General features: G+C 37.9%; 24 protein-coding genes and 1 riboswitch. Of the genes, 21 read left to right on the top strand and 3 right to left on the bottom strand.

The annotated features are described in order from the left end of the window. Positions 1 to 15: 15 nt before the first annotated feature. Positions 16 to 1,590, bottom strand: a complete 1,575-nt coding sequence (serA, locus tag U9R83_RS21760) for a phosphoglycerate dehydrogenase (RefSeq protein WP_014458320.1) — start codon at positions 1,588 to 1,590, stop codon at positions 16 to 18. A gap of 298 nt (positions 1,591 to 1,888) precedes the next feature. Further along, positions 1,889 to 2,031, top strand: a riboswitch (FMN riboswitch). 154 nt (positions 2,032 to 2,185) lie between these two features. On the opposite strand from serA, the gene U9R83_RS21755 reads away from it, so the two are divergent. Beyond that, entirely contained in the window at positions 2,186 to 2,761 is a 576-nt protein-coding gene (locus tag U9R83_RS21755) for an ECF transporter S component (protein ID WP_014458322.1), read from the top strand. Between the two features lie 78 nt (positions 2,762 to 2,839). Here U9R83_RS21755 and U9R83_RS21750 read toward each other — a convergent pair whose 3' ends face one another. Further along, positions 2,840 to 3,088 carry a ferredoxin gene (locus U9R83_RS21750; protein ID WP_013059046.1) on the bottom strand — a complete coding sequence of 83 codons (249 nt, stop codon included), beginning with the start codon at positions 3,086 to 3,088 and terminating at the stop codon, positions 2,840 to 2,842. Between the two features lie 257 nt (positions 3,089 to 3,345). Between U9R83_RS21750 and U9R83_RS21745 the strand changes: the two genes are divergently transcribed. From U9R83_RS21745 to U9R83_RS21700, 10 genes are all read left to right on the top strand, one after another. Further along, on the top strand, positions 3,346 to 4,395 hold the full coding sequence (locus U9R83_RS21745; protein WP_042991902.1) for a helix-turn-helix domain-containing protein: 1,050 nt from the start codon (positions 3,346 to 3,348) through the stop codon (positions 4,393 to 4,395). Between the two features lie 23 nt (positions 4,396 to 4,418). Further along, positions 4,419 to 5,936 carry a RecQ family ATP-dependent DNA helicase gene (locus U9R83_RS21740; protein WP_115654879.1) on the top strand — a complete coding sequence of 506 codons (1,518 nt, stop codon included), beginning with the start codon at positions 4,419 to 4,421 and terminating at the stop codon, positions 5,934 to 5,936. Further along, positions 5,936 to 6,541: a CPBP family intramembrane glutamic endopeptidase gene (locus U9R83_RS21735; protein WP_014458325.1), complete on the top strand. Its 606-nt coding sequence runs from the start codon at positions 5,936 to 5,938 to the stop codon at positions 6,539 to 6,541. Before U9R83_RS21740 ends, U9R83_RS21735 begins: the two co-directional genes overlap by 1 nt. Before the next feature lie 91 nt (positions 6,542 to 6,632). Beyond that, positions 6,633 to 7,085: a DUF2663 family protein gene (locus U9R83_RS21730; RefSeq protein WP_243549920.1), complete on the top strand. Its 453-nt coding sequence runs from the start codon at positions 6,633 to 6,635 to the stop codon at positions 7,083 to 7,085. A gap of 54 nt (positions 7,086 to 7,139) precedes the next feature. Further along, positions 7,140 to 7,514: a hypothetical protein gene (locus U9R83_RS21725; protein WP_115654877.1), complete on the top strand. Its 375-nt coding sequence runs from the start codon at positions 7,140 to 7,142 to the stop codon at positions 7,512 to 7,514. Positions 7,515 to 7,534: 20 nt separating this feature from the next. After that, positions 7,535 to 8,302 (top strand): metallophosphoesterase, encoded by a 768-nt coding sequence (locus U9R83_RS21720; RefSeq protein ID WP_140451722.1) that lies wholly within the window; start codon positions 7,535 to 7,537, stop codon positions 8,300 to 8,302. 107 nt (positions 8,303 to 8,409) lie between these two features. Continuing rightward, on the top strand, positions 8,410 to 9,321 hold the full coding sequence (locus tag U9R83_RS21715; protein ID WP_060747016.1) for a MerR family transcriptional regulator: 912 nt from the start codon (positions 8,410 to 8,412) through the stop codon (positions 9,319 to 9,321). A gap of 127 nt (positions 9,322 to 9,448) precedes the next feature. Beyond that, positions 9,449 to 10,051, top strand: a complete 603-nt coding sequence (locus U9R83_RS21710) for a genetic competence negative regulator (protein WP_013084906.1) — start codon at positions 9,449 to 9,451, stop codon at positions 10,049 to 10,051. A 357-nt stretch (positions 10,052 to 10,408) separates the two neighbouring features. Further along, entirely contained in the window at positions 10,409 to 11,674 is a 1,266-nt protein-coding gene (locus tag U9R83_RS21705) for a Glu/Leu/Phe/Val family dehydrogenase (protein WP_370506064.1), read from the top strand. 124 nt (positions 11,675 to 11,798) lie between these two features. Then, positions 11,799 to 12,770: a YpdA family putative bacillithiol disulfide reductase gene (locus tag U9R83_RS21700; RefSeq protein WP_014458330.1), complete on the top strand. Its 972-nt coding sequence runs from the start codon at positions 11,799 to 11,801 to the stop codon at positions 12,768 to 12,770. Positions 12,771 to 12,789: 19 nt separating this feature from the next. Here the strand turns inward: U9R83_RS21700 and U9R83_RS21695 are convergent, their stop codons facing one another. Next, positions 12,790 to 13,761: an asparaginase gene (locus tag U9R83_RS21695; protein ID WP_115654875.1), complete on the bottom strand. Its 972-nt coding sequence runs from the start codon at positions 13,759 to 13,761 to the stop codon at positions 12,790 to 12,792. A gap of 198 nt (positions 13,762 to 13,959) precedes the next feature. Here U9R83_RS21695 and prsW point away from each other — a divergent pair, with 198 nt between their 5' ends. The 10 genes from prsW to U9R83_RS21645 all read left to right on the top strand — a co-directional run bounded on the left by prsW (position 13,960) and on the right by U9R83_RS21645 (position 23,304). Then, complete coding sequence (gene prsW, locus U9R83_RS21690) at positions 13,960 to 14,610, top strand: glutamic-type intramembrane protease PrsW (protein ID WP_013059034.1); 651 nt, start codon at positions 13,960 to 13,962, stop codon at positions 14,608 to 14,610. Between the two features lie 146 nt (positions 14,611 to 14,756). After that, a complete protein-coding gene (gene sleB / locus U9R83_RS21685; RefSeq protein WP_115654874.1) occupies positions 14,757 to 15,689 on the top strand; it encodes a spore cortex-lytic enzyme in 933 nt (310 codons plus the stop codon). Positions 15,690 to 15,706: 17 nt separating this feature from the next. Then, positions 15,707 to 17,056, top strand: a complete 1,350-nt coding sequence (gene ypeB, locus U9R83_RS21680) for a germination protein YpeB (protein ID WP_328575414.1) — start codon at positions 15,707 to 15,709, stop codon at positions 17,054 to 17,056. 155 nt (positions 17,057 to 17,211) lie between these two features. After that, positions 17,212 to 17,877, top strand: a complete 666-nt coding sequence (locus U9R83_RS21675) for a flagellar brake protein (protein WP_209367814.1) — start codon at positions 17,212 to 17,214, stop codon at positions 17,875 to 17,877. Positions 17,878 to 17,946: 69 nt separating this feature from the next. Then, the gene (locus tag U9R83_RS21670) at positions 17,947 to 18,123 is read left to right on the top strand and encodes a YpfB family protein (RefSeq protein WP_013059030.1); all 177 of its coding nucleotides are present in this window, start codon (positions 17,947 to 17,949) and stop codon (positions 18,121 to 18,123) included. Between the two features lie 162 nt (positions 18,124 to 18,285). Beyond that, a complete protein-coding gene (gene cmk / locus U9R83_RS21665) occupies positions 18,286 to 18,960 on the top strand; it encodes a (d)CMP kinase (RefSeq protein WP_243549918.1) in 675 nt (224 codons plus the stop codon). After that, positions 18,957 to 19,544 (top strand): lysophospholipid acyltransferase family protein, encoded by a 588-nt coding sequence (locus tag U9R83_RS21660; RefSeq protein ID WP_014458335.1) that lies wholly within the window; start codon positions 18,957 to 18,959, stop codon positions 19,542 to 19,544. The genes cmk and U9R83_RS21660 overlap by 4 nt, the downstream gene beginning before the upstream one ends. Positions 19,545 to 19,706: 162 nt before the next feature. Further along, positions 19,707 to 20,843, top strand: a complete 1,137-nt coding sequence (rpsA, locus tag U9R83_RS21655; RefSeq protein ID WP_042991905.1) for a 30S ribosomal protein S1 — start codon at positions 19,707 to 19,709, stop codon at positions 20,841 to 20,843. A 16-nt stretch (positions 20,844 to 20,859) separates the two neighbouring features. Then, positions 20,860 to 21,912 carry a type 2 isopentenyl-diphosphate Delta-isomerase gene (fni, locus tag U9R83_RS21650; protein WP_014458337.1) on the top strand — a complete coding sequence of 351 codons (1,053 nt, stop codon included), beginning with the start codon at positions 20,860 to 20,862 and terminating at the stop codon, positions 21,910 to 21,912. A 177-nt stretch (positions 21,913 to 22,089) separates the two neighbouring features. Continuing rightward, positions 22,090 to 23,304: an MFS transporter gene (locus tag U9R83_RS21645; RefSeq protein WP_209367810.1), complete on the top strand. Its 1,215-nt coding sequence runs from the start codon at positions 22,090 to 22,092 to the stop codon at positions 23,302 to 23,304. The last annotated feature ends 30 nt before the right edge of the window (positions 23,305 to 23,334 follow it).

Genomic DNA, 23,334 nt, shown 5'->3' with positions numbered 1-23,334 from the left:
CTTTTTTTTTCAATGTCACAATTCAATGCGCTGTATGGTCACAATCTCGCTTGTTTGTTTTAATGAAGTGATGACAGAATCCTCTAAAAGTTTATCAAACGTGAGCATCATAATGGCTTCGCCGCCTTTTTGCTTACGTCCCACTTGCATGGTAGCAATGTTAATACGTAAATCTCCAAGTACTTTCCCTACATTTCCAATCACTCCGGGCTGATCACTGTGACGGATATAAAGAAGATGTCCTTCTGGATAAAAATCAATATCAAACGAATCGATATTAACAATTCGAGGGCCATATCCTGCTATATAGGTACCTGTAATGGTAAACGTACGCTGTTCGCCCGTTACTGTAACGTCAATCATATTGGAATATCCTTGCGTATCTTCCGACGTTTTTTCACCAAATGTAATGCCTCGTTCTTTGGCAATCATAGAAGCATTGACTTCATTAACAGGTGAGTCGATACGATGGGTTAAAAAGCCTGATAACAAGCTCCGTGTAATATAAGTGGTTTCTAAATCCGTCACTGTACCTCCGTAGGAGATAGAGATATGCTGAACAGGTTCTCGCATGCATTGAGATAAAATAGCTCCCATTTGTTTAGTAAGGCTCGTAAACGGCTGGATTTTTTCAAAAACTTCTTTAGAAAGCGTCGGTAAATTAATGGATGAGCTTACAGGATTGCCTTCTAGAAAACGCAAAACGTCATGTGCCACGTCTTCAGCAACGTTAAGCTGGGCTTCTTTTGTAGAAGCGCCTAAGTGAGGAGTTGTAATAACTTGATCAAAATGTAACAAAGGGTTATCAATCGGCGGCTCAACTTCAAATACGTCAATAGCTGCACCTTGAACATGGCCAATTTCTAAATAATGAACTAAGGCTTTTTCATCAATGATCCCGCCGCGTGCGCAGTTTAATAAAAACACGCCCTTCTTTGTTTTGGCTAACGTGTCATGATTGAGCAATCCCTTTGTTTCTTTCGTAAGCGGAGTGTGCACGGTAATAACATCCGCTGCTGCTAGTAATTCATCCAGGGATAATAGTTCTACCCCTAGCTTTTCAGCTCGGGAAGAGGTTAAAAAAGGATCGTAAACGTGAACGCTCATATTGAAGGCTTTTGCGCGTTTAGCAAGCTCTGAGCCAATTCGTCCAAATCCGATAATGCCCAGGTGTTTGCGATTAAGCTCTGTTCCAACAAATGCTGAGCGGTTCCATTCGCGCGCTTTGACTGAAGCATTTCCTTGGGGGATATGCCGAAACAAGCTAGCCATCATAGCAAATGTATGCTCCGCCGTTGAAATGGTATTTCCGTTCGGCGCGTTAATAACGACAACCCCTCGTTTGGTTGAGGCTTCAATATCAATATTATCGACACCTACTCCAGCGCGAGCAACAATTTTTAAATTCGGCATTTTTGCCAGCAAATCCTCTGTAACCGTCGTAGCACTTCGTACTAAAAGCGCATCGTACGTATGCAAATCATTCTCAACTTCTTCAACTTTTTTTCGCGTAAGATTCACATGAGGAGCTTCAAGTAGTGGAGCAAGACCTTCATTGCTAATTGAATCAGCTACTAATACGTTATACATGACGTGAACATCTCCCTTGGATTTTACTATCATCAAATATTTGATAATTTACCATGTTTAAAAAATTCTGTCAATTATATTTTTTAAACTTTACAATTAGTTATCAAATACACAATTGTAAACGTAAAATTGAAACTATAAATATGTCATAATGCTGTTGGTTATGCACTTATTTCCTTATTTTACATATAAAACAGTAATGAAGTTTATAAAAGACATCAATTTAATAGGAATTAAAAAACTTCTTTATTTACTTTTAATTCGAGATAACATATAATAAATTCATAATTAAATATTGGTCTATCTTCGGGGCAGGGTGAAATTCCCGACCGGCGGTAAAAAACAAATTGTTTTGAGCCCGCGAGCTTATATGTAATACATACGAGCAGATTTGGTGAAATTCCAAAGCCGACAGTACAGTCTGGATGGGAGAAGGTGGAGGTTCAGCGTTCAAAGCCTAATGTGATGAACGTTTATTAAATATGCCTGCCATGTCTCCTCTCAACGAATCATTTGTTGGGAGGTTTTTGCGTGGGGATATAAAGTTGAACCTTTCTTCTTTGAAGAGTGGATCACAAAGAAGGAGAGAGGCAAGATGCAACAAAGTAAGAAAACTCAAAAGCTGGTCATACTAGGAATGTTAAGTAGTATTGCTTATATTTTAATGATGATTAATTTTCCAATTCCTGGATTACCTCCGTTTTTAACAATTGATTTTAGTGAAATTCCTGCACTCGTAGCAGCACTTGTATTTGGACCGATGGCTGCTGTTATAGTAGAAGGAATAAAAAATTTATTGAATTATTTAATTCAAGGAAGTGCTACAGGGGTTCCGGTTGGCCAGGTTGCGAACTTTGTGGCTGGTTTACTGTTCGTTCTTCCTGTATCATACATGTTCCGTCGATTTAAAACAGCTAAAGGCGTAACGATAGGTTTGGTTACGGGTACGGTTGTAATGACGATACTCATGGCTGTCTTAAATTATTATGTCTTTTTACCGGCGTATACAATCTTCTTACAATCGCCAGAAATGTCTAGTGAACAAGCGCGTCAATATATCGTTGCAGGTATTTTGCCGTTTAACTTAATAAAAGGAGCAGCAACAGGGGTTATTTTTGTCTTATTGTTTTCAAAAATGAAGCAATGGATTACGCGCCGCGTTGCTGTTTAATTCAATCGCTCTCCCGGGGAGAGCGATTTTTATATATAAAAAAACCTGCAGCATGTACACTACAGGTTTGTTCAATACTTATTCGAATTTATTAGCATCGCCTTCGAATTTTTCATCCGCTACGCGAATTGAATCCGTAGGGCAACCTTCCATTGCATCCATCATATCATCTTCTAGATCTTCTGGAATTTCTACTACACCTTGGTTATCATCTAATGTTACGAATGCAATACCTTCATCATCATAATCATAAATGTCTGGTGCTGCAGCTCCGCAAGCGCCGCATGCGATGCAAGTATCTTTATCAACAATTGTATATTTTGGCATAACAAGACCTCCTGTAAAGTGTTCGAAAATTTCTCATTATATAATCTCTTCGCGAATCAAGAGTGAAATTTCTCCTTATTCATTGTAAAATGATTTATAAAACTTTTCAATAGAAAAGTCACTGAGAATGCTTATCAAATCAAGGTTTCTTCACTTATCCAAACGTTTTGATACATAAAGGAAAGAACTGAAAAGCCTTTACCTCACATGCTATTGGTCACTTTTGGTACAATGAATGAGAAAGGAAGTTGACACCTTTGAATTATATTCAAGTTAGCATTTTATTTTGTATAAAACAGTTAAAAGGTGAGAGAACCGCCTATGGTATTTATCATTTATTAACAGGTAAAAAGTCAGCTCAAACGATTCAAGACGGAAAAATTTTTGGAATTTCGTTTCTTTTTCAGTCATTTGTTTACTTAGATAAACGGTCTTTTGAAACCTGCGTTGCATATCTGAAAGAACAGCAGTATATTGAAGAAACTGAAAATCAAAAGTATGTGATGACAGATAAGGGACAAGCACGCCTTGAAGATGAACTGACGGCTCGACCTTTTCATCCAGCTTTAGACGGATGGAAATTCGCAAGCAGTACTCAATTATTTTTAGCAAGAATCACTTTGTTCATTCAGACCTTATCAAACCTACAGTATTTTCAAAAAGGGTTTTTACCCATTTCCAAAAATGCTGAGGTCATTCAATGGGTCAAAACGTATATTATGTCTCAAAAGCAAACGCGTCAAGAGTTAGCCGCTCAGCTGTTCAAAGAGCTCCGAACGTGCTTGAAAGGTTGTGCGGAACGAGATGCGTCTCTTTTTGTTTTGCAACTGACTGGATACCAAAGAGTAGGCTTTACAAAAAATCAGTTAGCATATCAATATGAACTCGATGAGCATTATGTTCATATTCAACTTTTAGGGGTTATTCATCATATCATTGAAAAAGTGAGTAAAAATAATGAAAGCTTTCATGTACTTTCTTCTTTTTTACATGATCTATATTTAGAATTGCCTTTGACGAGCTCGACGTTAAAAACGTATAGCTGGCTTCAAAAAGGCAAGACGCTTGAAGAGATTGCTTATATAAGGCGTTTAAAAGAAAGTACAATTGAAGATCATATTGCAGAATTAGCTCTGTTTGTTCCATCTTTTTCAATCGATGCATACGTATCGCCTAAGCAGCAGGAAGAAATCATCTCAGCTTTTGAAGGTTTGCGTACAAATAAATTAAAGGTGATAAAGGAAGAAGTAAAAGACGACGTTACCTATTTTCAGATTCGTCTCGTATTAGCAAAACATTTTACCTGATACTAAAAAAAGTGGTGTTTGATGTGAAGATAGAACAACTTCTACAAAAACAATTTGGCTATAGCCAATTTCGACTAGGACAAAAAGAGATTATTCAAGATATTTTAACAGGTCATAATGTGTTAGCGGTTCTTCCTACAGGAACAGGGAAATCATTGTGCTATCAGCTCCCCGCTTATTTGTTGAACCGACCGGTGCTGATTGTATCTCCTTTAATTTCACTGATGGAAGATCAAGTTCAGCAGCTAAAGGCAAGCGGAGAAAAGCGAGTTATTGCCTTAAATAGTTTCTTACAACAAGAAGAAAAACGACGAGCGCTAAAAAATTTAGCTTTTTATCGTTTTATTTATGCATCTCCTGAAATTTTGCAAAATGCTGTTGTAGTAGAAGCATTAAAGCAGGCAAAGGTAGGCCTTTTCGTTGTGGACGAGGCGCACTGTATTTCTCAGTGGGGACACGATTTCCGTTTGGATTATCTTCAGTTAGGAGATATATGGAAGGAACTTGGCAGTCCGCTATGTCTGGCACTAACGGGAACTGCGACGAGGGAAGTAGTGGAAGATATTAAGCGCTACTTATCGCTGCCTGCTGTCAATGAGCACATCTATTCCATGAATCGAAGTAATATTGCGATGAAAGTTGATTTTGTTGCAAGTATTGAAGAGAAAAAAGAGAAGTTACTGATGTACGTTAGCGAACTGCAAAGTCCGGGAATTATCTATTGTTCCAGCCGATCTTGGACAGAAGCATTAACACAGCTTCTCAAGGAAAATGGGATACAGCGAGTGCAGTATTACCATGGGGGAATGGAACCGAATGAAAGAATGCTTGTTCAACAGCAATTTTTAGAAAATCAGCTTGATATCATTTGCTGCACAAGTGCATTTGGAATGGGGGTTAACAAATCGAATGTTCGCTTTGTTATTCATTTTCATACACCTACGCAGCTAGAAGCATACGTACAGGAAATTGGAAGAAGTGGACGCGATCAGCAAAACAGTATTGCGATTTTGCTTTATGCTGAAGGAGACGATGATTTTGCTCATTCTTTACTTGAAATTGAACTTCCTTCTTCAGATATCATCTTATACTGCTTGTCGTATTTACGAAATCATGATCAGGCCATTCCTTTAAAACAAGTAGAGTCTCATTTTCTTTATACAGTGGGTATTCAAGAAACACATTGGCGATTTATTCGTTATTATTTGTACAGAGAAAATGTAGTGAAAAATGAACATGTTGAACCTTGGAAAATTGCTGAATCGCTCCATGAAACGATTATTGCAGCTGTAAATAAACGTCTTCGGAACAAACATGACAAGTACCGTGCGATGAAGGGGTTTATTGAGACAAAAGAATGCCGTCGTCACGTGCTGCTTGGCTATTTTAATGAGCGGGGAAAATCAGAGCTTGAGAATTGTTGCGATTGCTGCGGCTTGGATTTAGAAAACTATAAAAAAACAAATGGTGAGCAAGAGCAATGGACCTTTCAAGGCTGGGAATTAGAATTAGCTCGTTTGCTTCGTCAAGGAGAGATATAATGGCAAAATCACAGCAAGAGCTTATTTCATCCATGACAGATGCAGAGCTAGTTAAAAATTTATATGTAACACAGCTGCTCATCTGCTTCATTGCTTTAGGCATCGGGTTTTTTACATTCGATTCATGGAATTCCTTTTTGCAGTTTTTTCAGCTGGATTGGTCTTCTATTTTATTGTACGGGGGAGGAACAGCTCTCTTAGTAGTAGGAGGAGATATATTTCTAATGAAATGCGTACCTGAGCATTTATACGATGACGGAGGGATTAATGAACGTTTATTTGCTAACCGTTCTGTTCCTCATCTAGCCCTTATTTGCCTCATCGTTGCATGTTCAGAAGAAATATTATTTCGAGGGGTTATACAAGTTCAGTTTGGCCTGTTTTGGGCGAGTATCGTATTTGCACTCGTTCACATTCGATATTTAAAAAAGTGGTTTCTTTTTATTTCGGTTGTGGTTTTAAGCTTTTTAATAGGGTTACTTTTTTGGTGGACTGAAAATTTGTATGTCACGATTTTTACTCATTTTCTCATTGATTTTTTATTAGGTCTGCAGATAAGAAAATCAAAAGGGAAATCTGCACAGCGAGAAGAACTAATGCAGTAAAGGTTAAGGAAACAGCCATTATTTTCAGTGCTACCCACATAATCTTTTATGTTCCCTCATATGTTGTACTAGCATACGAGGGGGTGGAATGATGGAAAACGAAGTGATAGACTTTGAAAGCGATGAAACACTTCAATATATATTAGTGAGCGTTATTAAAAGAAAAGAGACAGTTAATAAGCTGAAAGCTAAAGAGAAAAAATGGAAGATTTTGTTTTTAGCCAGTGTAACGACTGTTATTAGCTACTTTTTTTTCATATTTCAAAGCGGTTTTTTTACGACGTTTAGCGAATTTTTTTCATTTTTGTTAGGCAACATGGGGCATTTGATGTTTTTATTGCTTACCGTCTCACTTTATTTTTATACTGTGCAGCTGCAGAAAAAAGGCGAGAAAGCAGAAAAGACTTTTCAAGATTTGCGCTGTGAGATTATTAAAAGAAGCAAAGAGCTATGGGCGACGCCTGAAACATGGGAGCACCGAAAAGAAACGTTTCGCTGGATGCAGTCAACCTATGGAATTAATTTATATCATGAAAACAAATAGAATCGCATGAAAAAGCCTCTTTTTACATAGAAGTTTAGTGAAGGGGGTTTTTTTGTGAGGGATTGGTTTAACTTGCTAGCTGCGTGGTTATGCAGTTATTATATCAGCAGTTTAACGGCTGTAGGTTCAAAAGCTTCGTTAACCTATTTACTTATTCAAATGATTTTACATCCGTTAGATGTGTTTAGTGTTATAATCTTATTTTTCACGGCTCTTTTTTGTCTGTCGGCAGCAGTTCGTAAAGTGTTTCTGCAAAGTCGGTCGTTTCTAAAAGGCTATAAGGTAAAATGGCATGAATACCTTGTTTCATGTCTATGTGTGATAGGAATTTTATCGTTAAGTGCAGTTGCGCTTTATCAAGTAGTAGGTTTGTTAACAATTGCGATAATTTATGCCCTTTCTTCTTTAACAGAAACAAACCGGGTATAAAATGAAAAGAAGGAGAATATATGGTTATTCTTTTAATAATTTTAGCGTTAGGCGTAGGCTTGCTGATTTTTATGTTTTCAGAAGCTCATCGTACATATGTCGAAGAAAGAACGATTCATTTATCAAGATTTCCTGAAAACCAGCAGCCTTTGCGCCTGTTTTTTATATCAGATATACATAAGCGAACAGTTTCGTCGAAGCTGTTGGAAAAAATACCGGGCGAAGTAGATTTTGTAATTATAGGCGGTGATTTACTAGAAGGAGGAGTCCCTTTATTGCGTGCTCGTCAAAATATTCAAAAGCTTAAAACGCTAGGACCCGTCTATTTTGTGTGGGGAAATAATGATTACGAAGTAGATCAAATGCAATTGAAGCAGGTGCTTAAAGATGAAGGAGTTATTGCCCTTAAAAACGAGCATGTCTTTGCCGTTTCTAAAGATGGTACTACATGCCATTTTGCGGGGGTAGATGATTTATCAGAAGGTCAGATGAATCTAAAGAGAGCTGTTTCTTCCATTGAACCTGAACAGCTTACCATTCTTCTAAGCCACAATCCTGATGTTATCTATTATGTAGATGAAGAATCAAAAGTAGATTTGATTTTGAGTGGACATACACACGGAGGACAGATACGCTTATTTAATTTTGGTATGTATGAATTAGGAGGGCTGAAAGAAAAAAGAAAGATTCCTCTTTTTGTCAGTAACGGATATGGTACAACCTCTTTGCCTCTCCGTTTACAAGCTAGAGCTCAAACGCATTATATCACTTTAAAAAGGAAAGAATAGCCTTGAACAAACTCTTTACATAGCATATACAAATTTTACACACAGGATAACTTATCCTATAATTCAATTAATAGATACAGTTCACGAAGAGTAGTTGGAGGTTACGTATGGCTCACGAAGGGAAGTATAATATTAAAGCCATCTCAAATATGGTCGGAATCCAGCCGGGAACTTTGCGTGCATGGGAACGACGCTATCAAATTTTAAATCCTGTCCGCAATGAATCCGGGCATCGGTTATATACAGAGGAAGACTTGCGGAAATTAAAATGGCTCACGGAAAAAGTGAGCGGAGGTTTTACTATAAGTCAAGCGGTTTCGTTATTAGAAACGGAAAGCAGTACAGTAGGAACGTTTGAAGAAGAAGGAGAAGTAGATTCCCCTCAAAAAATTAGGGATGAGCTGTTAACGATGCTTTTATCTTTTGAAGAAGGAAAAGCACAGGATTTAATTAATCATGCTTTTAGCCTGTATTCGGTAGAAAAAGTGGTTATTGATATTTTGGGTTCTCTACTCGTGACGGTTGGAGATATGTGGGAAAAAGGGCAAATTACAAGTGCTCACGAGCATTATACGACTCAAGTATTAAAAACGCGTATCAGCATGATTTTTTATTCGCTGCCTTCAAATGGCTTATTGCCTAAAGCGATTGCTGTATGCGGACCTAATGAGACACATGAAGTGGGACTCCTAGTCTTTACGCTATTTTTACGCCGTAAAGGGTTTGAGGTTATTTATTTAGGAAGTAGCATTGAAGATAAAGATGTTGAGTTAATTGTTAAAGAAGTAGACCCAACGTTTTTATTTATGTCATGCACAATGATGGAAAATGCCGAGAAAACACTAAATTTGACGAACCAAATGATAAAGAAGTTCCCGCATCTCAAAGTAGGATTAGGCGGTTATGTGTTTGATGGTTTAGATAGCAAAAGAAAAGGCGAGGCTCAGCCGTTTATTTTAGGAAATACAAAAGAAGAGTGGAACAGCTGGCTAACAAAAAAATTAGCAGAAATTGATTGAGAATAGCTTGTCTTTCCTATCATAAACCTGTAAACTCGTAAGTAAACATCACGAACCGTTTTCCAAAAAATACATATACTGCATTATCGAACCATGTGGTTATGAGTGCAAGCGGGGAGGGACGCTAATGAGGCTTGAACGATTAAACTATAATAAGCTAAAAGTTTTTTTGACCTACGATGATTTAAAAGAAAGAGGGTTAACAAAAGAAGATCTATGGACAGATACATTCAAAGTAAAGCAGCTTTTTCGTGAGATGATAGAGCAAGCTTCTCAAGAACTGAACTTTGAACCTACAAATTCTCTTTCGGTAGAAGTTTTTTCACTTCAAGCACAGGGAATGGTTGTATTTGTGACAAAGCAGTATGAAGAAGAAACCAGCTACGGTGAGTTCGATGAAGACGAGTTCGAGGACTTCATTGAAATGCAGGTCATGTTAGATGAAAGCGAAGACATGTTTTTTGAGTTTGATTCATTTGAAGATGTCATTCAGCTGACCAAACGCATGTCAAACTTTTACGATACGGATAGCGTGCTCTATTCATTTGAAAAACGTTTTTACGTGCTGTTGGATTATCACATGCTGTCACCAGCTGAAGTTGGGAATATGATTGCGGTTTTGGCGGAGTATGGAAATCCCTCTACAATTACAAAGCACCGCGTAAATGAATATGGAAAAATGTTAGTAGAAAAGAGAGCTTTGGAGTATATTAACTCTGTCTTTTCTTAACTGTTTAATTGAAATAATTACACCCGTGAAGGATAAAGCACTTTTATTAAAATAAGAGTGGCTGCACTTTCAGCTTGTACAAAGTTGTTGAAAGTGCTCTTTATCAGCGGGTGTTTTTTATTTTTTTTAGACGATTAAAGCATACTAGAAAAGAGGCAGACTTAAAACATTGTAGCATACCTTGTAAAGTTATTGGAAGCGTTTTCTTAGAAGAACACAAAAAATACTAAAAGTTCGATATTTTCCTTTGCAATGTAAAACTAAGGGTGTATACTATGTCATGAAAGAAGCACCATTCAATTAAAAACGAATAATTTTCGATACATTTTAGGAGGTTTACAGATGGTAGCCGACAAGATGCAAGACAGTAAAAATAGTCAAGAAGAGAAGCATGATGTTTTAAAATCTACACAAACAGTGATACATAAAGCGTTAGAAAAACTAGGCTATCCTGATGAAGTGTATGAACTATTAAAAGAGCCATTACGAATGATGACAGTGAAAATTCCTGTTCGTATGGATGACGGATCAGTTAAGATTTTTACAGGTCACCGAGCGCAGCATAACGATGCAGTTGGTCCTACGAAAGGCGGAATTCGTTTTCACCCAAACGTAACTGAAAAAGAAGTAAAAGCTCTATCTATATGGATGAGTTTAAAATGTGGAATCGTTGACCTTCCTTACGGTGGAGGAAAAGGTGGAATTGTTTGTGATCCTCGAAATATGTCTTTTGGAGAATTAGAGCGTTTAAGCCGCGGATATGTTCGTGCGATTAGCCAAATTGTTGGACCAACAAAGGATATTCCAGCGCCGGATGTGTTTACAAATTCACAAATTATGGCTTGGATGATGGATGAATACAGCCGGATTGATGAATTTAACTCACCGGGCTTTATTACTGGAAAGCCCCTTGTCTTAGGTGGTTCACACGGCCGTGAAACAGCGACTGCAAAAGGAGTAACTATTTGTATTCGTGAAGCAGCGAAAAAACGAGGCATTGAATTACAAGGTGCACGGGTAGTAGTACAAGGGTTTGGAAATGCAGGAAGCTTTTTAGCTAAGTTCATGCACGACGCTGGCGCTAAAATTGTAGGGATATCCGATGCGTACGGAGCGCTGCATGACCCTAACGGTTTAGACATTGATTATTTATTAGATCGACGCGATAGCTTTGGTACAGTAACGAAATTATTCAATAATACAATCAGCAATAAAGAGCTGCTTGAACTTGACTGTGATATCCTAGTTCCAGCTGCGATTGAAAATCAAATTACAGAAGAAAATGCCCATAACATTCAAGCGAGTATTGTAGTAGAAGCAGCAAATGGACCAACAACTCTTGAAGCAACGCGCATCTTGTCAGAGAGAGGAATTTTATTAGTTCCAGACGTTTTGGCAAGTGCCGGCGGTGTAACAGTCTCTTATTTTGAATGGGTGCAAAATAACCAAGGTTATTATTGGACGGAAGAAGAAGTAGAAGAAAAGCTTGAAAAAGTAATGGTTAAATCATTTAATAACATCTACGAAACCTCTACAACTCGAAAAGTCGACATGCGTCTAGCTGCTTATATGATAGGCGTAAGAAAAATGGCAGAAGGCTCTCGTTTCAGAGGCTGGATTTAAAAACAGAACAGCAGAACAATTGCGTAAATAGAAAAAATCTCCTATCATTAATGAGGAGATTTTTTTGTTTTACACTGCGTTAAAATAAAAAAAAGGTGCGTTTACAACTGAAGGAGTGACAGGCATGAAGAAAGAAAAAGTAATTATTGTTGGCGGAGGACCATGCGGCCTTTCAGCAGCTATTGAGCTTCAACATACAGGTATTGATGCCCTTGTAATTGAAAAAGGGAATATTGTGAATGCAATTTATAACTATCCCACCCACCAAACGTTTTTTAGTTCGAGTGAAAAACTAGAAATTGGGAATGTCCCTTTTATTACGGAAAATCGTAAGCCTGTGCGTAACCAAGCTCTTGCTTACTACCGAGAAGTGGTGAAGCGCAAGCAAGTTCGAATTCAGCCGTTTGAACGTGTCTTGCAAGTAGACAAACAAGCGGAAAACCAATTTATTGTCACAACATCTAAAGAGACATATGAAGCGGAGAATGTCATTATAGCTACGGGCTATTATGATCATCCTAATTATATGAATGTTCCTGGTGAAGATTTATCAAAGGTATTTCATTATTTCAAAGAAGCGCATCCGTACTTTGATAAAGATGTAGTCGTTATAGGCGGAAAAAACTCTAGCGTCGATGCAGCTCTGGAATTGGTGAAGTGTGATGCAAGGGTGACAGTTATTTATCGTGGCTCAGATTACTCCCCTAGCGTAAAACCTTGGATATTGCCTGAATTTGAGGCGCTGGTTCGAAATGGAACAATTGGGATGCATTTTAATGCTCATGTAACGAAGATAACGGATGAAACGGTAACATATGAGCAGGAAGGGAAAGAATCTACGATTTGTAACGATTTCGTTTTTGCGATGACTGGCTATCATCCTGATCATTCGTTCTTAACAAAAATGGGTGTGGAATTAGATGCTGAAACAGGCCGCCCTTCTTTTAACGAAGAAACGATGGAAACAAACGTGGAAGGAATTTATATCGCTGGTGTGATTGCTGCAGGAAACAATGCTAATGAGATTTTTATCGAAAATGGACGTTTTCATGGAAAATCCATTGCTTCTCATATTATCAACAAAAACAACGCATAGGCTTCTATGCGTTGTTTTACTAATGATTAAATAGCTGCTGCAGTTCATCATGATTCGTTGTTACTTGGAGAGCCACTAACAGTTTAATGCGTGCTTTAGGACCATTTAAGCCATTTGAAAAAATAACGCCCATCTCTTTCAACTGCTTGCCACCGCCTTCATATCCATATACATCTTGAGCAATTCCATTAAAACAGCGAGAAACGAGCACGATGGGTATCTTTCGTTTTAAAAGCAATTGAATTCCTGGAATTGTGAGAGGAGGTAGATTTCCTTGACCGAGGGCTTCAATTACAAGTCCATCAACATTCATTGAAGCCACTGCTTGAAATAAATGGTCGTCCATTCCTGCATAAGCTTTTAATAAAGTGATTTGTTTATCTATCTGATTAACAGGATAAAATTCATGTTCTGTAGGCATATGGTGAAAAGATACGCCACGTTTTGTGATTAATCCTATTGGCCCGTACTGAGGGCTTTGAAATGTCGCCACGTTGCTTGTATGGGTCTTGGTCACATTTTCAGCGGTATGAATTTCATCGTTCATCACAACTAAGACACCTTTTCCTTTTGCACCGTCACTAATAGCCACCCGAACCGCAGATATAAAATTATAAGGACCGTCTGAACCAATTTCATTGCTTGATCTCATGGCTCCAGTTAAGACAATTGGAATATCTGTATGCACTGTTAAATCTAAAAAATAAGCGGTTTCTTCCAGCGTGTCCGTACCGTGGGTTAACACGACTGCATCAATTTTGCCTTCATTAATTTTATCGCGTATTTTTTTTGAAAGTATAAGCATTTCCTTAGGAGTAATGTGAGGAGAAGGCAGATGAAATGCTTCTTCTACGATTACATCGGCCATACCTGAAACTGATGATGTGGAGCGGTGAAGCGGATTTTGAGTATCTGGTGTTACCGATCCAGTTGCCATGTCTTCTTTCATAGAGATTGTGCCGCCGGTGTGAAGAATATAAACAGTTTTCATAGAGAGCTCCTTTCAATTTTTCATATAAGTATGATACATTTTTTGGTATACTTGTTTAAGGTCTTTGTTAGGCTTTGTAAATCGACAGCAAGTTATGTGAGCATTTACATATAAAGATAAGGACATTATAGACGGAGATTTTCATCCTAAAGATAACATGTTACTATTAAAAAAAATAGAGGAGATGAGGCGCTATTTATGTTGGCGATTGTATCTGCAGGCATTGCGCCAGGATTGGCATTGTTAAGTTTTTTTTATTTGAAAGATGAATATGAAACTGAGCCTATTTCAATGGTATTAAAAACATTTATTTTTGGAGCAATGCTTGTTTTGCCAATTATGTTTATTCAATATGTATTTGGGGAAGAACACGTTTTTCAATCACCTTTTCTTCAAGCATTTTTTACGACAAGCTTTTTAGAAGAATTTTTCAAATGGTTCATTTTATATTTCACGATTTATCAGCATGTGGAATTTGATGAGCATTATGATGGAATTGTTTACGGGGCAGCTGTTTCATTAGGTTTTGCTACCGTTGAAAATATTTTATATTTATTTGCAAATGGTTTAGAATCAGCCCTAGGAAGAGCCTTTTTACCCGTATCTAGTCATGCTTTATTCGGCGTCATTATGGGGTATTATTTAGGGAAAGCAAAGTTTTCTGAAGGAAAGGAAAAAACGAAGTGGACGCTGTACTCCGTGTTTGCGCCGCTCATTTTACATGGAACATATGATTATATTTTAAAAACAATGGATCATTGGGTATTTATTATTATTCCATTTATGATTTATTTATGGTGGCTGGCGTTAAGAAAAGTAAAAAAGGCCAAGCAGCCATCGATTGTCTAGGCTCAGCTTGTAAATCTTTTTTGAGAGATTTACGAGCTGAGTTTTTTTCATTTCGGTAAATTTTGCGCATCTTGTATAAAAAAACAACCTTTACAAAAAATACTCCTATCATCTTATCAGTTACATACGATGTAGGAGGTTTTGTCATGTTATCATTTCGATGTTTTAAAAGGTATGCATGTCTCATATGCATATGTTCATTTATTGCAGCGTCCGTTGTGAGTCCAAAGGCCGCTCACGCGTTTTCAAATCAAGTCATTCAACACGGAGCAGTTGGAGATGACGTTATTGAGCTGCAGTCGAGACTTCAGTATTTAGGTTATTATAACGGGAAAATTGACGGTGTATTTGGATGGAGCACATACTGGGCACTGCGCAATTTTCAATATGAATTTGGCATTAAAAAGATTGACGGTTTAGCAGGCTGGCAAACAAAGATTAAATTAGCCAATGCAACAAAATATCACGAAAACTATGTGAAAAATCAAATTAGAAAAGGAAATAAGTTTACGCACTATGGCGGTCAGCCTCTTGATCAGCAGTCTAAAGGAAGCGGGAGCAGGGGAAAAAGCAGCGGGAACAATGCGCAGCAAAAAGCACAAAGCGGAGCTTCTCAAGCAAAAAAACCTGCCAGTCAGCCGCAGCGTAATACGTCTAAAGGAAATTCTGAACAACAGAAAGAAAAAGTACAAAAGCCAACAGCGGTGAATGTACCAAGCGGTTTTTCACAAAATGATATTCAGCTCATGGCAAATGCCGTGCATGGTGAAGCACGGGGTGAACCCTATAATGGTCAAGTAGCCGTAGCGGCCGTTATTTTGAACCGAGTTAACAGTCCGTCATTTCCAAATACCGTCGCTGGAGTTATTTTTGAACCGCGTGCATTTACTGCCGTAGCAGATGGGCAAATTTGGCTTGAACCCAATCCAACATCTAAAAAAGCGGTTATGGATGCGATTAACGGATGGGATCCTACTGGGAATGCTATTTATTACTTTAATCCGGATACAGCAACAAGCGCATGGATTTGGTCACGTCCTCAAATTAAGCAAATCGGGAAACACATTTTCTGTAGATAAAGAGAGGTGAAGGAAACATGATTCGAACAATTTTAATTGTATTATTAGCTATTGGTGTTGTAGGTGTAGGGTATTGGGGGTACAGCGAACATCAAGAAAAAGATGCAGTGCTGCTTCAAGCGGAGAATACGTATCAACGAGCATTTCATGATTTGTCATATCAGCTAGATTTATTAAATGATAAAATCGGTGGCACGCTCGCCATGAGTTCGAGAGATCAGCTTTCGCCCGCGCTTGCAGAAGTATGGCGTTTAACTTCTGAAGCTCATAACAATGTAGGACAGCTGCCTTTATCGCTTTTACCGTTCAATAAAACAGAAGAGTTTCTTTCAGATGTTGGTGACTTTACGTATAAAGTGGCGGTAAGGGATTTAAGCAAATCCCCCTTAACAGATAAAGAGTATAAAACGTTAAATTCGCTTTATGATCAGTCAGGCGAAATTCAAAATGAAATGCGCCAAGTACAGCATCTAGTCATTGATAATAACTTGCGCTGGATGGATGTTGAGTTAGCCTTAGCCACAAAAGAAAAGCAAGGGGACAATACGATTATCGACGGATTAAAAACCGTTGAAAAAAGTATAGATTCTTTTGCCGAAACAGATTTAGGCGTTATGAATGCAACGAATGAGCAGGAAAAAAACGCTTTTCATCAATTAAAAGGTAGAGAAGTTAGTGAAGATGTTGCAAAACAAGTGGCGCGTTCATTTTTGAATTTAAAAGGAAATGAACAAATTCATATTGTAAAGAGCGGAAAAGATGCCGATTATGAGGTGTACAGCTTAACCATTACAGATCCAAAGACGAAACAAGAGACGTATATGGATATTACCCAAAAAGGTGGATATCCGCTTTGGGTGCTTGAAGATCGAGATATTAAAAAGCAAAATATTAGTTTAAACGATGCTATGAACAAAGCGACTAAGTTTTTAAAAGATCATCGTTTTGAAAGCCTAGTGATGGCTGAAAGCGCTCAATATGATAACATGGGAGTCTTTACATTCGTAGAGCAAACGGAAAGTGGAGTTCGGATTTATCCGGATTCAGTTAAAATGAAAATGTCTTTAGAAGATGGATCTGTGATTGGTTTCTCAGCTAAAGATTTCTTATTAAAACATCGTACAAGAGATATTCCAAAACCTAAAATTTCGAAAGAACAGGCAAAAACCAAGCTGAACTCGAATGTAAAAGTGATGGAAGACCGCTTGGCAATTATTACGAATGATTTAAACGAAGAAGTGCTATGCTATGAGTTTTTAGGGACAATAAAAAATGATACGTATCGTATTTTCATCAATGCCGATACGGGTTTTGAAGAAAAAGTCGAAAAACTGCAAAACTCAGAACCTTTATATAATGAAGTGTAAAGTTGATAAAAACCGGTGTCTATAGACACCGGTTTTTGTATTTTGTAATATTTTATTGAGTCTAAATAACTAATTTATATTTACAAAATAAACATATTTGACTATGTTTGAATAAAGGGAAAAAGTGTATATAGTGGAACTGAAGGAGAGAGAAGATGATAAAAGCGGGAATGAGGTTGACGTTAGAGAGCGGACACAGAGAGTCTACATTACAACAAACATATCGATGTAAAGTAGTTGAGTTTACGGAAGACGTGATTTATATTAGCTATCCGCTAAATGAAGAAACGCAGCGAAGTGCTTTTTTACTAAAAGGTACAAAATTGCTTGCTACGTTTATTGGATATGATCAAAATGTATATACCTTTCCAACTGAAGTAACAGGGCGTGAAATAAAAGGCATGCCTGTTGTGAAGCTCTTTTATCCGGGCGATAAAAAGTTAAAATCCATCCAAAGAAGGAATTTTTTCCGTGTGCCGCTTACAGTAAAGGCGGTGATAGAAAGTGAACAAGAACAGCAGGAAGTAATGGAAATTATGACTAAAAACATTAGTGCAGGTGGAATAGCCGGCTCCTTCCATCACTCGCTGCTTTTTAATGAGAAAGATTCGGTTGTTGTACGATTAAGTCTTCCTAATCGTGAGGGAGCTTTGCAGCATCTTGAATTAAAAGGGGAAGTTGTACGAATTACCGCCCCGACTTCTTGTAAAGTAGGTCAGCTATCTATTAAATTTATGGATATGGAAAAACAAACGAAAGAAATGATGATTCGTTATACCTTAAAGCGTCAGCTCGACCTAAGAAGAAAAGGTCTTCTTTAGCGTATAAAAAAAACTTCTCTTTCCTAAACTGTAAGCAAAGGTATTACTTCTTACAAAAGGAGAAAAAAGGTGAATCGAATAGAACGAATTTTAATTAAATTAGTGGTTATTCAATTTGTGTTTTTAATAATTGCCCAATGTATTTTACTATCTAGCAGTCACAGTACATATTTCTCAAAGGTTATTCAGTATGAGGGAGTTAGCAAAAATAATTTTAATAAAATTATTGAAACATTCGACCAGTAGTCGGACGTATGGTAGAATAACTAGGAAAGAAACATGCAGTGAACACCAGGCAGGAGAAGACCCCCTGCTCTTTTTTTCGTTTATAAACGCTTCATATAAAATGGCTCTTTGTATAAAAGATGAAAGTGGTTTGTTCCTGTTTTGAAATTAAGGGAGGCACTTATGAAAAAACAAATTTCAATCGCGATTGACGGTCCTGCAGCTGCTGGGAAAAGTACAGTGGCAAAGATTATAGCAGAAGCCTTATCATATATTTATGTTGATACAGGAGCCATGTATCGTGCTCTAACGTATCAAGCGCAGAAAAACCAGGTAGATTTGCAAAATGAAGAAGAACTGTTGCATTTGCTTAACGAAACAGTAATCGATTTAAAACCGTCTGAATCTGGACAGGTAGTCATCTTAAATGGACAGAATGTTACAAGTGAAATTCGTTCCGCAGAAGTAACTAACTCTGTATCCATCGTAGCGAAACATCGTGCAGTTCGTGAAGAGATGGTAGCGAGACAGCAGGGCCTTGCTAAAGATGGAGGCGTTGTAATGGATGGACGTGATATCGGTACACACGTGCTTCCTCACGCAGAAGTTAAAATCTTTTTATTAGCGTCTGTGGATGAAAGAGCACAGCGACGCCATGACGAAAACATAAAAAAAGGTTTTGAATCAAATTTAGAGCGTTTAAAAGAAGAAATTGCCCGCAGAGACAAGCTGGATTCTGAGCGAGAAGTAGCACCTCTTAAAAAAGCTGAAGATGCAATTGAAATCGATACAACTTCCTTATCGATTGAAGGAGTTGTAGAAAAAATACTTTCTATTACAAAAGAAAGGATTGGATGATTTTGAGCTTTTATATGTTTGCACGTGCCATTGTAAAAGGCATTTTAACACCAGTTTATCGTTATGAAGTAATCGGTACAGAAAATATCCCTTCAGAAGGCGGAGTTTTGCTTTGTTCAAATCATATTGACAACTTAGATCCGCCTACTGTAGGTGTGACATGTCCAAGGCCTATTTCGTTTATGGCAAAAGCAGAGCTGTTTAACGCACCTTTTCTGAAGACGGTCCTGCCAAAGTTAGAAACATTCCCTGTAAAGCGCGGGATGGCAGATCGTGAAGCTTTGCGCCAAGGGTTAAAGATTTTAAAAGAAGGAAAAGTGCTTGGATTATTTCCAGAAGGAACAAGAAGTAAAGATGGAAAATTAGGAAAAGGGATGGCTGGAGTAGGCTTTTTTGCTTTGCGTTCAAAAGCAGCTGTTGTGCCTTGCGCTGTTATTGGTCCATATAAGCGTTTTGCAAGGTTAAAAGTAGTGTACGGACCGCCAATTCAGATGGATGAGCTTCGCGAACGAAAAGCATCAGCCGACGAAGTAACGGAAGTTATTATGAAAAGCATTGGTGAATTAATTGAAAAATATCAATAGTTTGTAACCTTATGACTTGACAAAAGATTCTATTTATTAGAAGTTAGTAACAAAGAGAGTTTTTTCTATACAGAGCTATATACAATAATGATGAGCTAAAAGAGTGAAGAACTCTTACAAGGGAATACATATTGTAGATGGATATTGGAGGAGGAAAAGACGATGACAGAAGATATGAATCAAGTAGAGGTAACGTCATTAGAAGTAGGAGAAACAGTAAAGGGTACTATTACAAAAGTAGAAGAAAAGCAAGTGTATGTAGATGTACCGAACAGCAAACTAGATGGTATTATTCCAATCAGTGAATTAGCGAGCTTACATATTGAAAAAGCAGGCGATGTAATCCAAGAAGGTGCCGAAGTTGAAGCGAAAGTAATTAAAGTGGAAGACGATTTGCTTGTGTTATCTAAACGGGCTGTAGATGCTGAAAAAGCATGGGATGGTTTAGAAGCAAAACTTTCTTCAGGTGAAGTGTTTGAAGCGGTAGTCAAAGAAATTGTAAAAGGCGGATTAGTTGTAGATATTGGTGTAAGAGGATTCATTCCAGCTTCTCTTGTTGAAACTCATTTCGTTGATGATTTCGCAGAGTATCAAGATCAAACTCTTACAGTCAAAGTAGTGGAATTAGATAAAGAAAAAAATCGCGTCATCCTTTCGCATCGTGCAGTTGTAGAAGAAGAGCTTGTACAACAAAAAGAAAATGTTCTTGAGTCATTAAAAGAAGGTCAGGTTTTAGAAGGAACCGTTCAGCGCTTAACAGACTTTGGAGCGTTTGTAGATGTAGGCGGAGTAGATGGGTTAGTGCACATTTCTCAGCTTTCACATACGCGTGTAGAAAAACCTTCAGACGTAGTAGCTGAGGGAGATACTGTGAAAGTCAGAGTATTGTCTGTTGACAAATCTACGGGGCGTGTTTCATTATCTATTAAGGATACGTTAGAAGGTCCATGGTCCAACATTTCTACGAAGCTTCGCCAAGGTGATGTAGTAGATGGAACCGTTAAAAGACTTGTATCTTTTGGAGCTTTTGTGGAAGTTCTACCTGGAGTAGAGGGACTTGTACACATTTCTCAAATTTCCCATAAGCATATCGGGACACCGCATGAAGTGCTTTCTGAAGGCGAAAAAGTGACGGTAAAAGTACTTGATGTGAATGAACAAGAACGACGCGTTTCGTTAAGCATTCGTGATCTTGAGGAAGAAGAACAAGAAGATTATGGTGACTATGAATTACAAGAAGAGTCAAAAGGTTTCCAATTAGGTGATATGATTGGGGATCAATTAAAAAAATTAAGATAAGTAATGGTGATGATTTGTGAGCAGAGCAAAACGTAAAATTGATCACATTCATCATGCGATTCAAACGGGACAGCATCGGCTGCACGGGCTAGATGATATTCGCTTCGTTCATAATAGCTTACCAAATACAGGCGTGCACGATGTTCATATTGATACAAAAATTGGCGAACTTTTGTTAAGTTCGCCAATTTTTATAAATGCTATGACGGGTGGAGGCGGACAAGAAACGGAACGTATTAACCGTTCGTTTGCTCAAATTGCTCATCATGGTCAATTAGCAATGGCCGTTGGATCGCAGATGGCTGCGATTAAAGATGAAAAGGAAGAACAATCATACAGAGTAGTGCGTCAAGAAAACCCTAACGGAATTATTTTTGCTAACCTAGGCAGTGAAGCTACAGTTGAACAAGCTAAAAAAGCGGTTGATATGCTTGAAGCAAATGGACTTCAAATTCATTTAAATGTTATACAAGAACTGGTCATGCCAGAGGGAGATCGTGATTTTACCGATGCATTGCGTCGTATTGAACGCATTGTCCGAGAAGTAACCGTTCCTGTAATTGTTAAAGAAGTAGGTTTTGGAATGAGCGCTCCAGCAGTGCAAAAACTTAAAGATGTTGGTGTTGAAATCGTTGATATTGGTGGGTACGGTGGTACCAATTTTTCGAAAATCGAAAATGAAAGACGAGCCAAACATTTTCACTTCTTTAATGATTGGGGAATTTCCACAGCAGCTTCTTTAGCGGAAGTATCTCAGCACGTAGAAGGTATGTCCATTATTGGTTCAGGAGGTATTCAAACCTCTATGGACATTGCTAAGTCTATTGCATTAGGAGCTTCTGCAACAGGAATGGCAGGATATTTCTTATCCATTTTAATGAAGTCTGGTTTAGAAGCAGTTGTAGAAGAGATAGCCGAGCTGCATGAGGAGTTAACGTTCATCATGGCTGCGTTAGGAGCAACTTCTATTGCTAAGCTTCAGCAAATGCCTCTAGTTATTACAGGGGAGACCCATAGCTGGCTGACTCAGCGAAATGTATCTATAGAAACATTTAATAACAGATCATAAAAAAAGCATGCAGTTAACTGCATGCTTTTTTATTTCTTTAGAAAATGAATGATCGCGTTTTTATTTTAAAAAACAAAAAATGTTGGCAGAAGAAGTGACAAAAAGCATGAAATCCCAAACGCTAGCTCCTTATAATAAGTTAAATGAACAGAAAAATCAGAAAAAAGAGGTGGCGTAATGAAAAAGGGACATCCTATATTTACAATTTTTCTTTTCTTTTTAGGCTGGGTTTTCATGTATGCAGATCGTAATATTTTATCTCCGGTTATGGGAGATATCGGTGTGCAGTGGGGCCTTAATAAAGCGGAACTTGGCCTAATGTCTACCGTATTTTTTGCAGCGTATGCAGCTATGCAGATTCCAACGGGTTTTTTGGCAGATCGATTTGGTCGCGTTAAGATCTTAGTAGCTGGATACATCTTGTTTGGAGTTGCCACATTTTTTACAGGACTTACAACTACTTTCGGTATGTTCTTACTCATGCGGGCACTGACAGGGCTTGGAGAAGGAACTTATTATGGTTCACAATACGGAATTTCTTCAAGCATCACGTCCGAACGATACCGAGGTCTAGTGTCTGCGCTCATCAATAGTGGAATGGCTTTTGGTATATCGCTTGGTTTTATCGGTTCTACCTACATTACATATACGTTAGAAAAAGACTGGCAGTTTACTTTTTACTTATTTGCTATTCCGACTATAGTAATAGCTATTTTAATAGCTTTCTTTGTAAAAGATAAGCAAAGGGATCAAGAAAAAAATTCGCTAAATAAAGAAACAAAGCAGTCGCTAAAAGTATTATTTACAAAAAATCATATTTTCGTATACATTTTAATCTTCTGCTCTCTTTACGGATTTTTTGGGATGCTGACGTGGCTTCCTTATTATTTGCAGCACTCGCGAGGCTTAGAAGGGTCTCAGACAGGCATCATAGCATCTTTAGTACCTTGGGCGTCTATTCCAGGAGCAATCTTCTTTGGATATATATCTGATCGAATTGCAAATAAAAAAGCATTAATTGTAAGTTTGTCAGTAGCGGGCGCTTTATGTCAATTTTTTATTCCCTATACAGAGAGTTATTCTTGGCTATTAATCGGCTTAAGTGTGTACGGTCTGATAGGGAAATTAGCATTAGATCCCATTTTGATTTCGTATATGGCGGATATTACTCCATCGTCCATGTACTCTAAAGTGTACGGTTTTTTCAACTTCAGCGGCATGCTGTCATCGATCTTTGCGCCTTACATTACCGGATATTTTGCAGATAAACTTGGAAGTATGGAATTCGGATTTTATTTGTCAGGAGCACTATTGTTAGTGGGAGGAGTTCTCTTTTTGTTTACAGGAAAGAAAGAACGTTCCTATCCTGTTTCACACCCAGTTTTAAAATAAAAAATGCGCTGACTTAGTCAGCGCATTTTT

It is taken from the genome of Priestia sp. LL-8 (assembly GCF_036227845.1).
Lineage (GTDB): Bacteria > Bacillota > Bacilli > Bacillales > Bacillaceae_H > Priestia > Priestia zanthoxyli.
The sequence above is the reverse complement of the archived record's forward strand: the minus strand, read 5'-3'. Positions and strand labels throughout refer to the sequence as shown.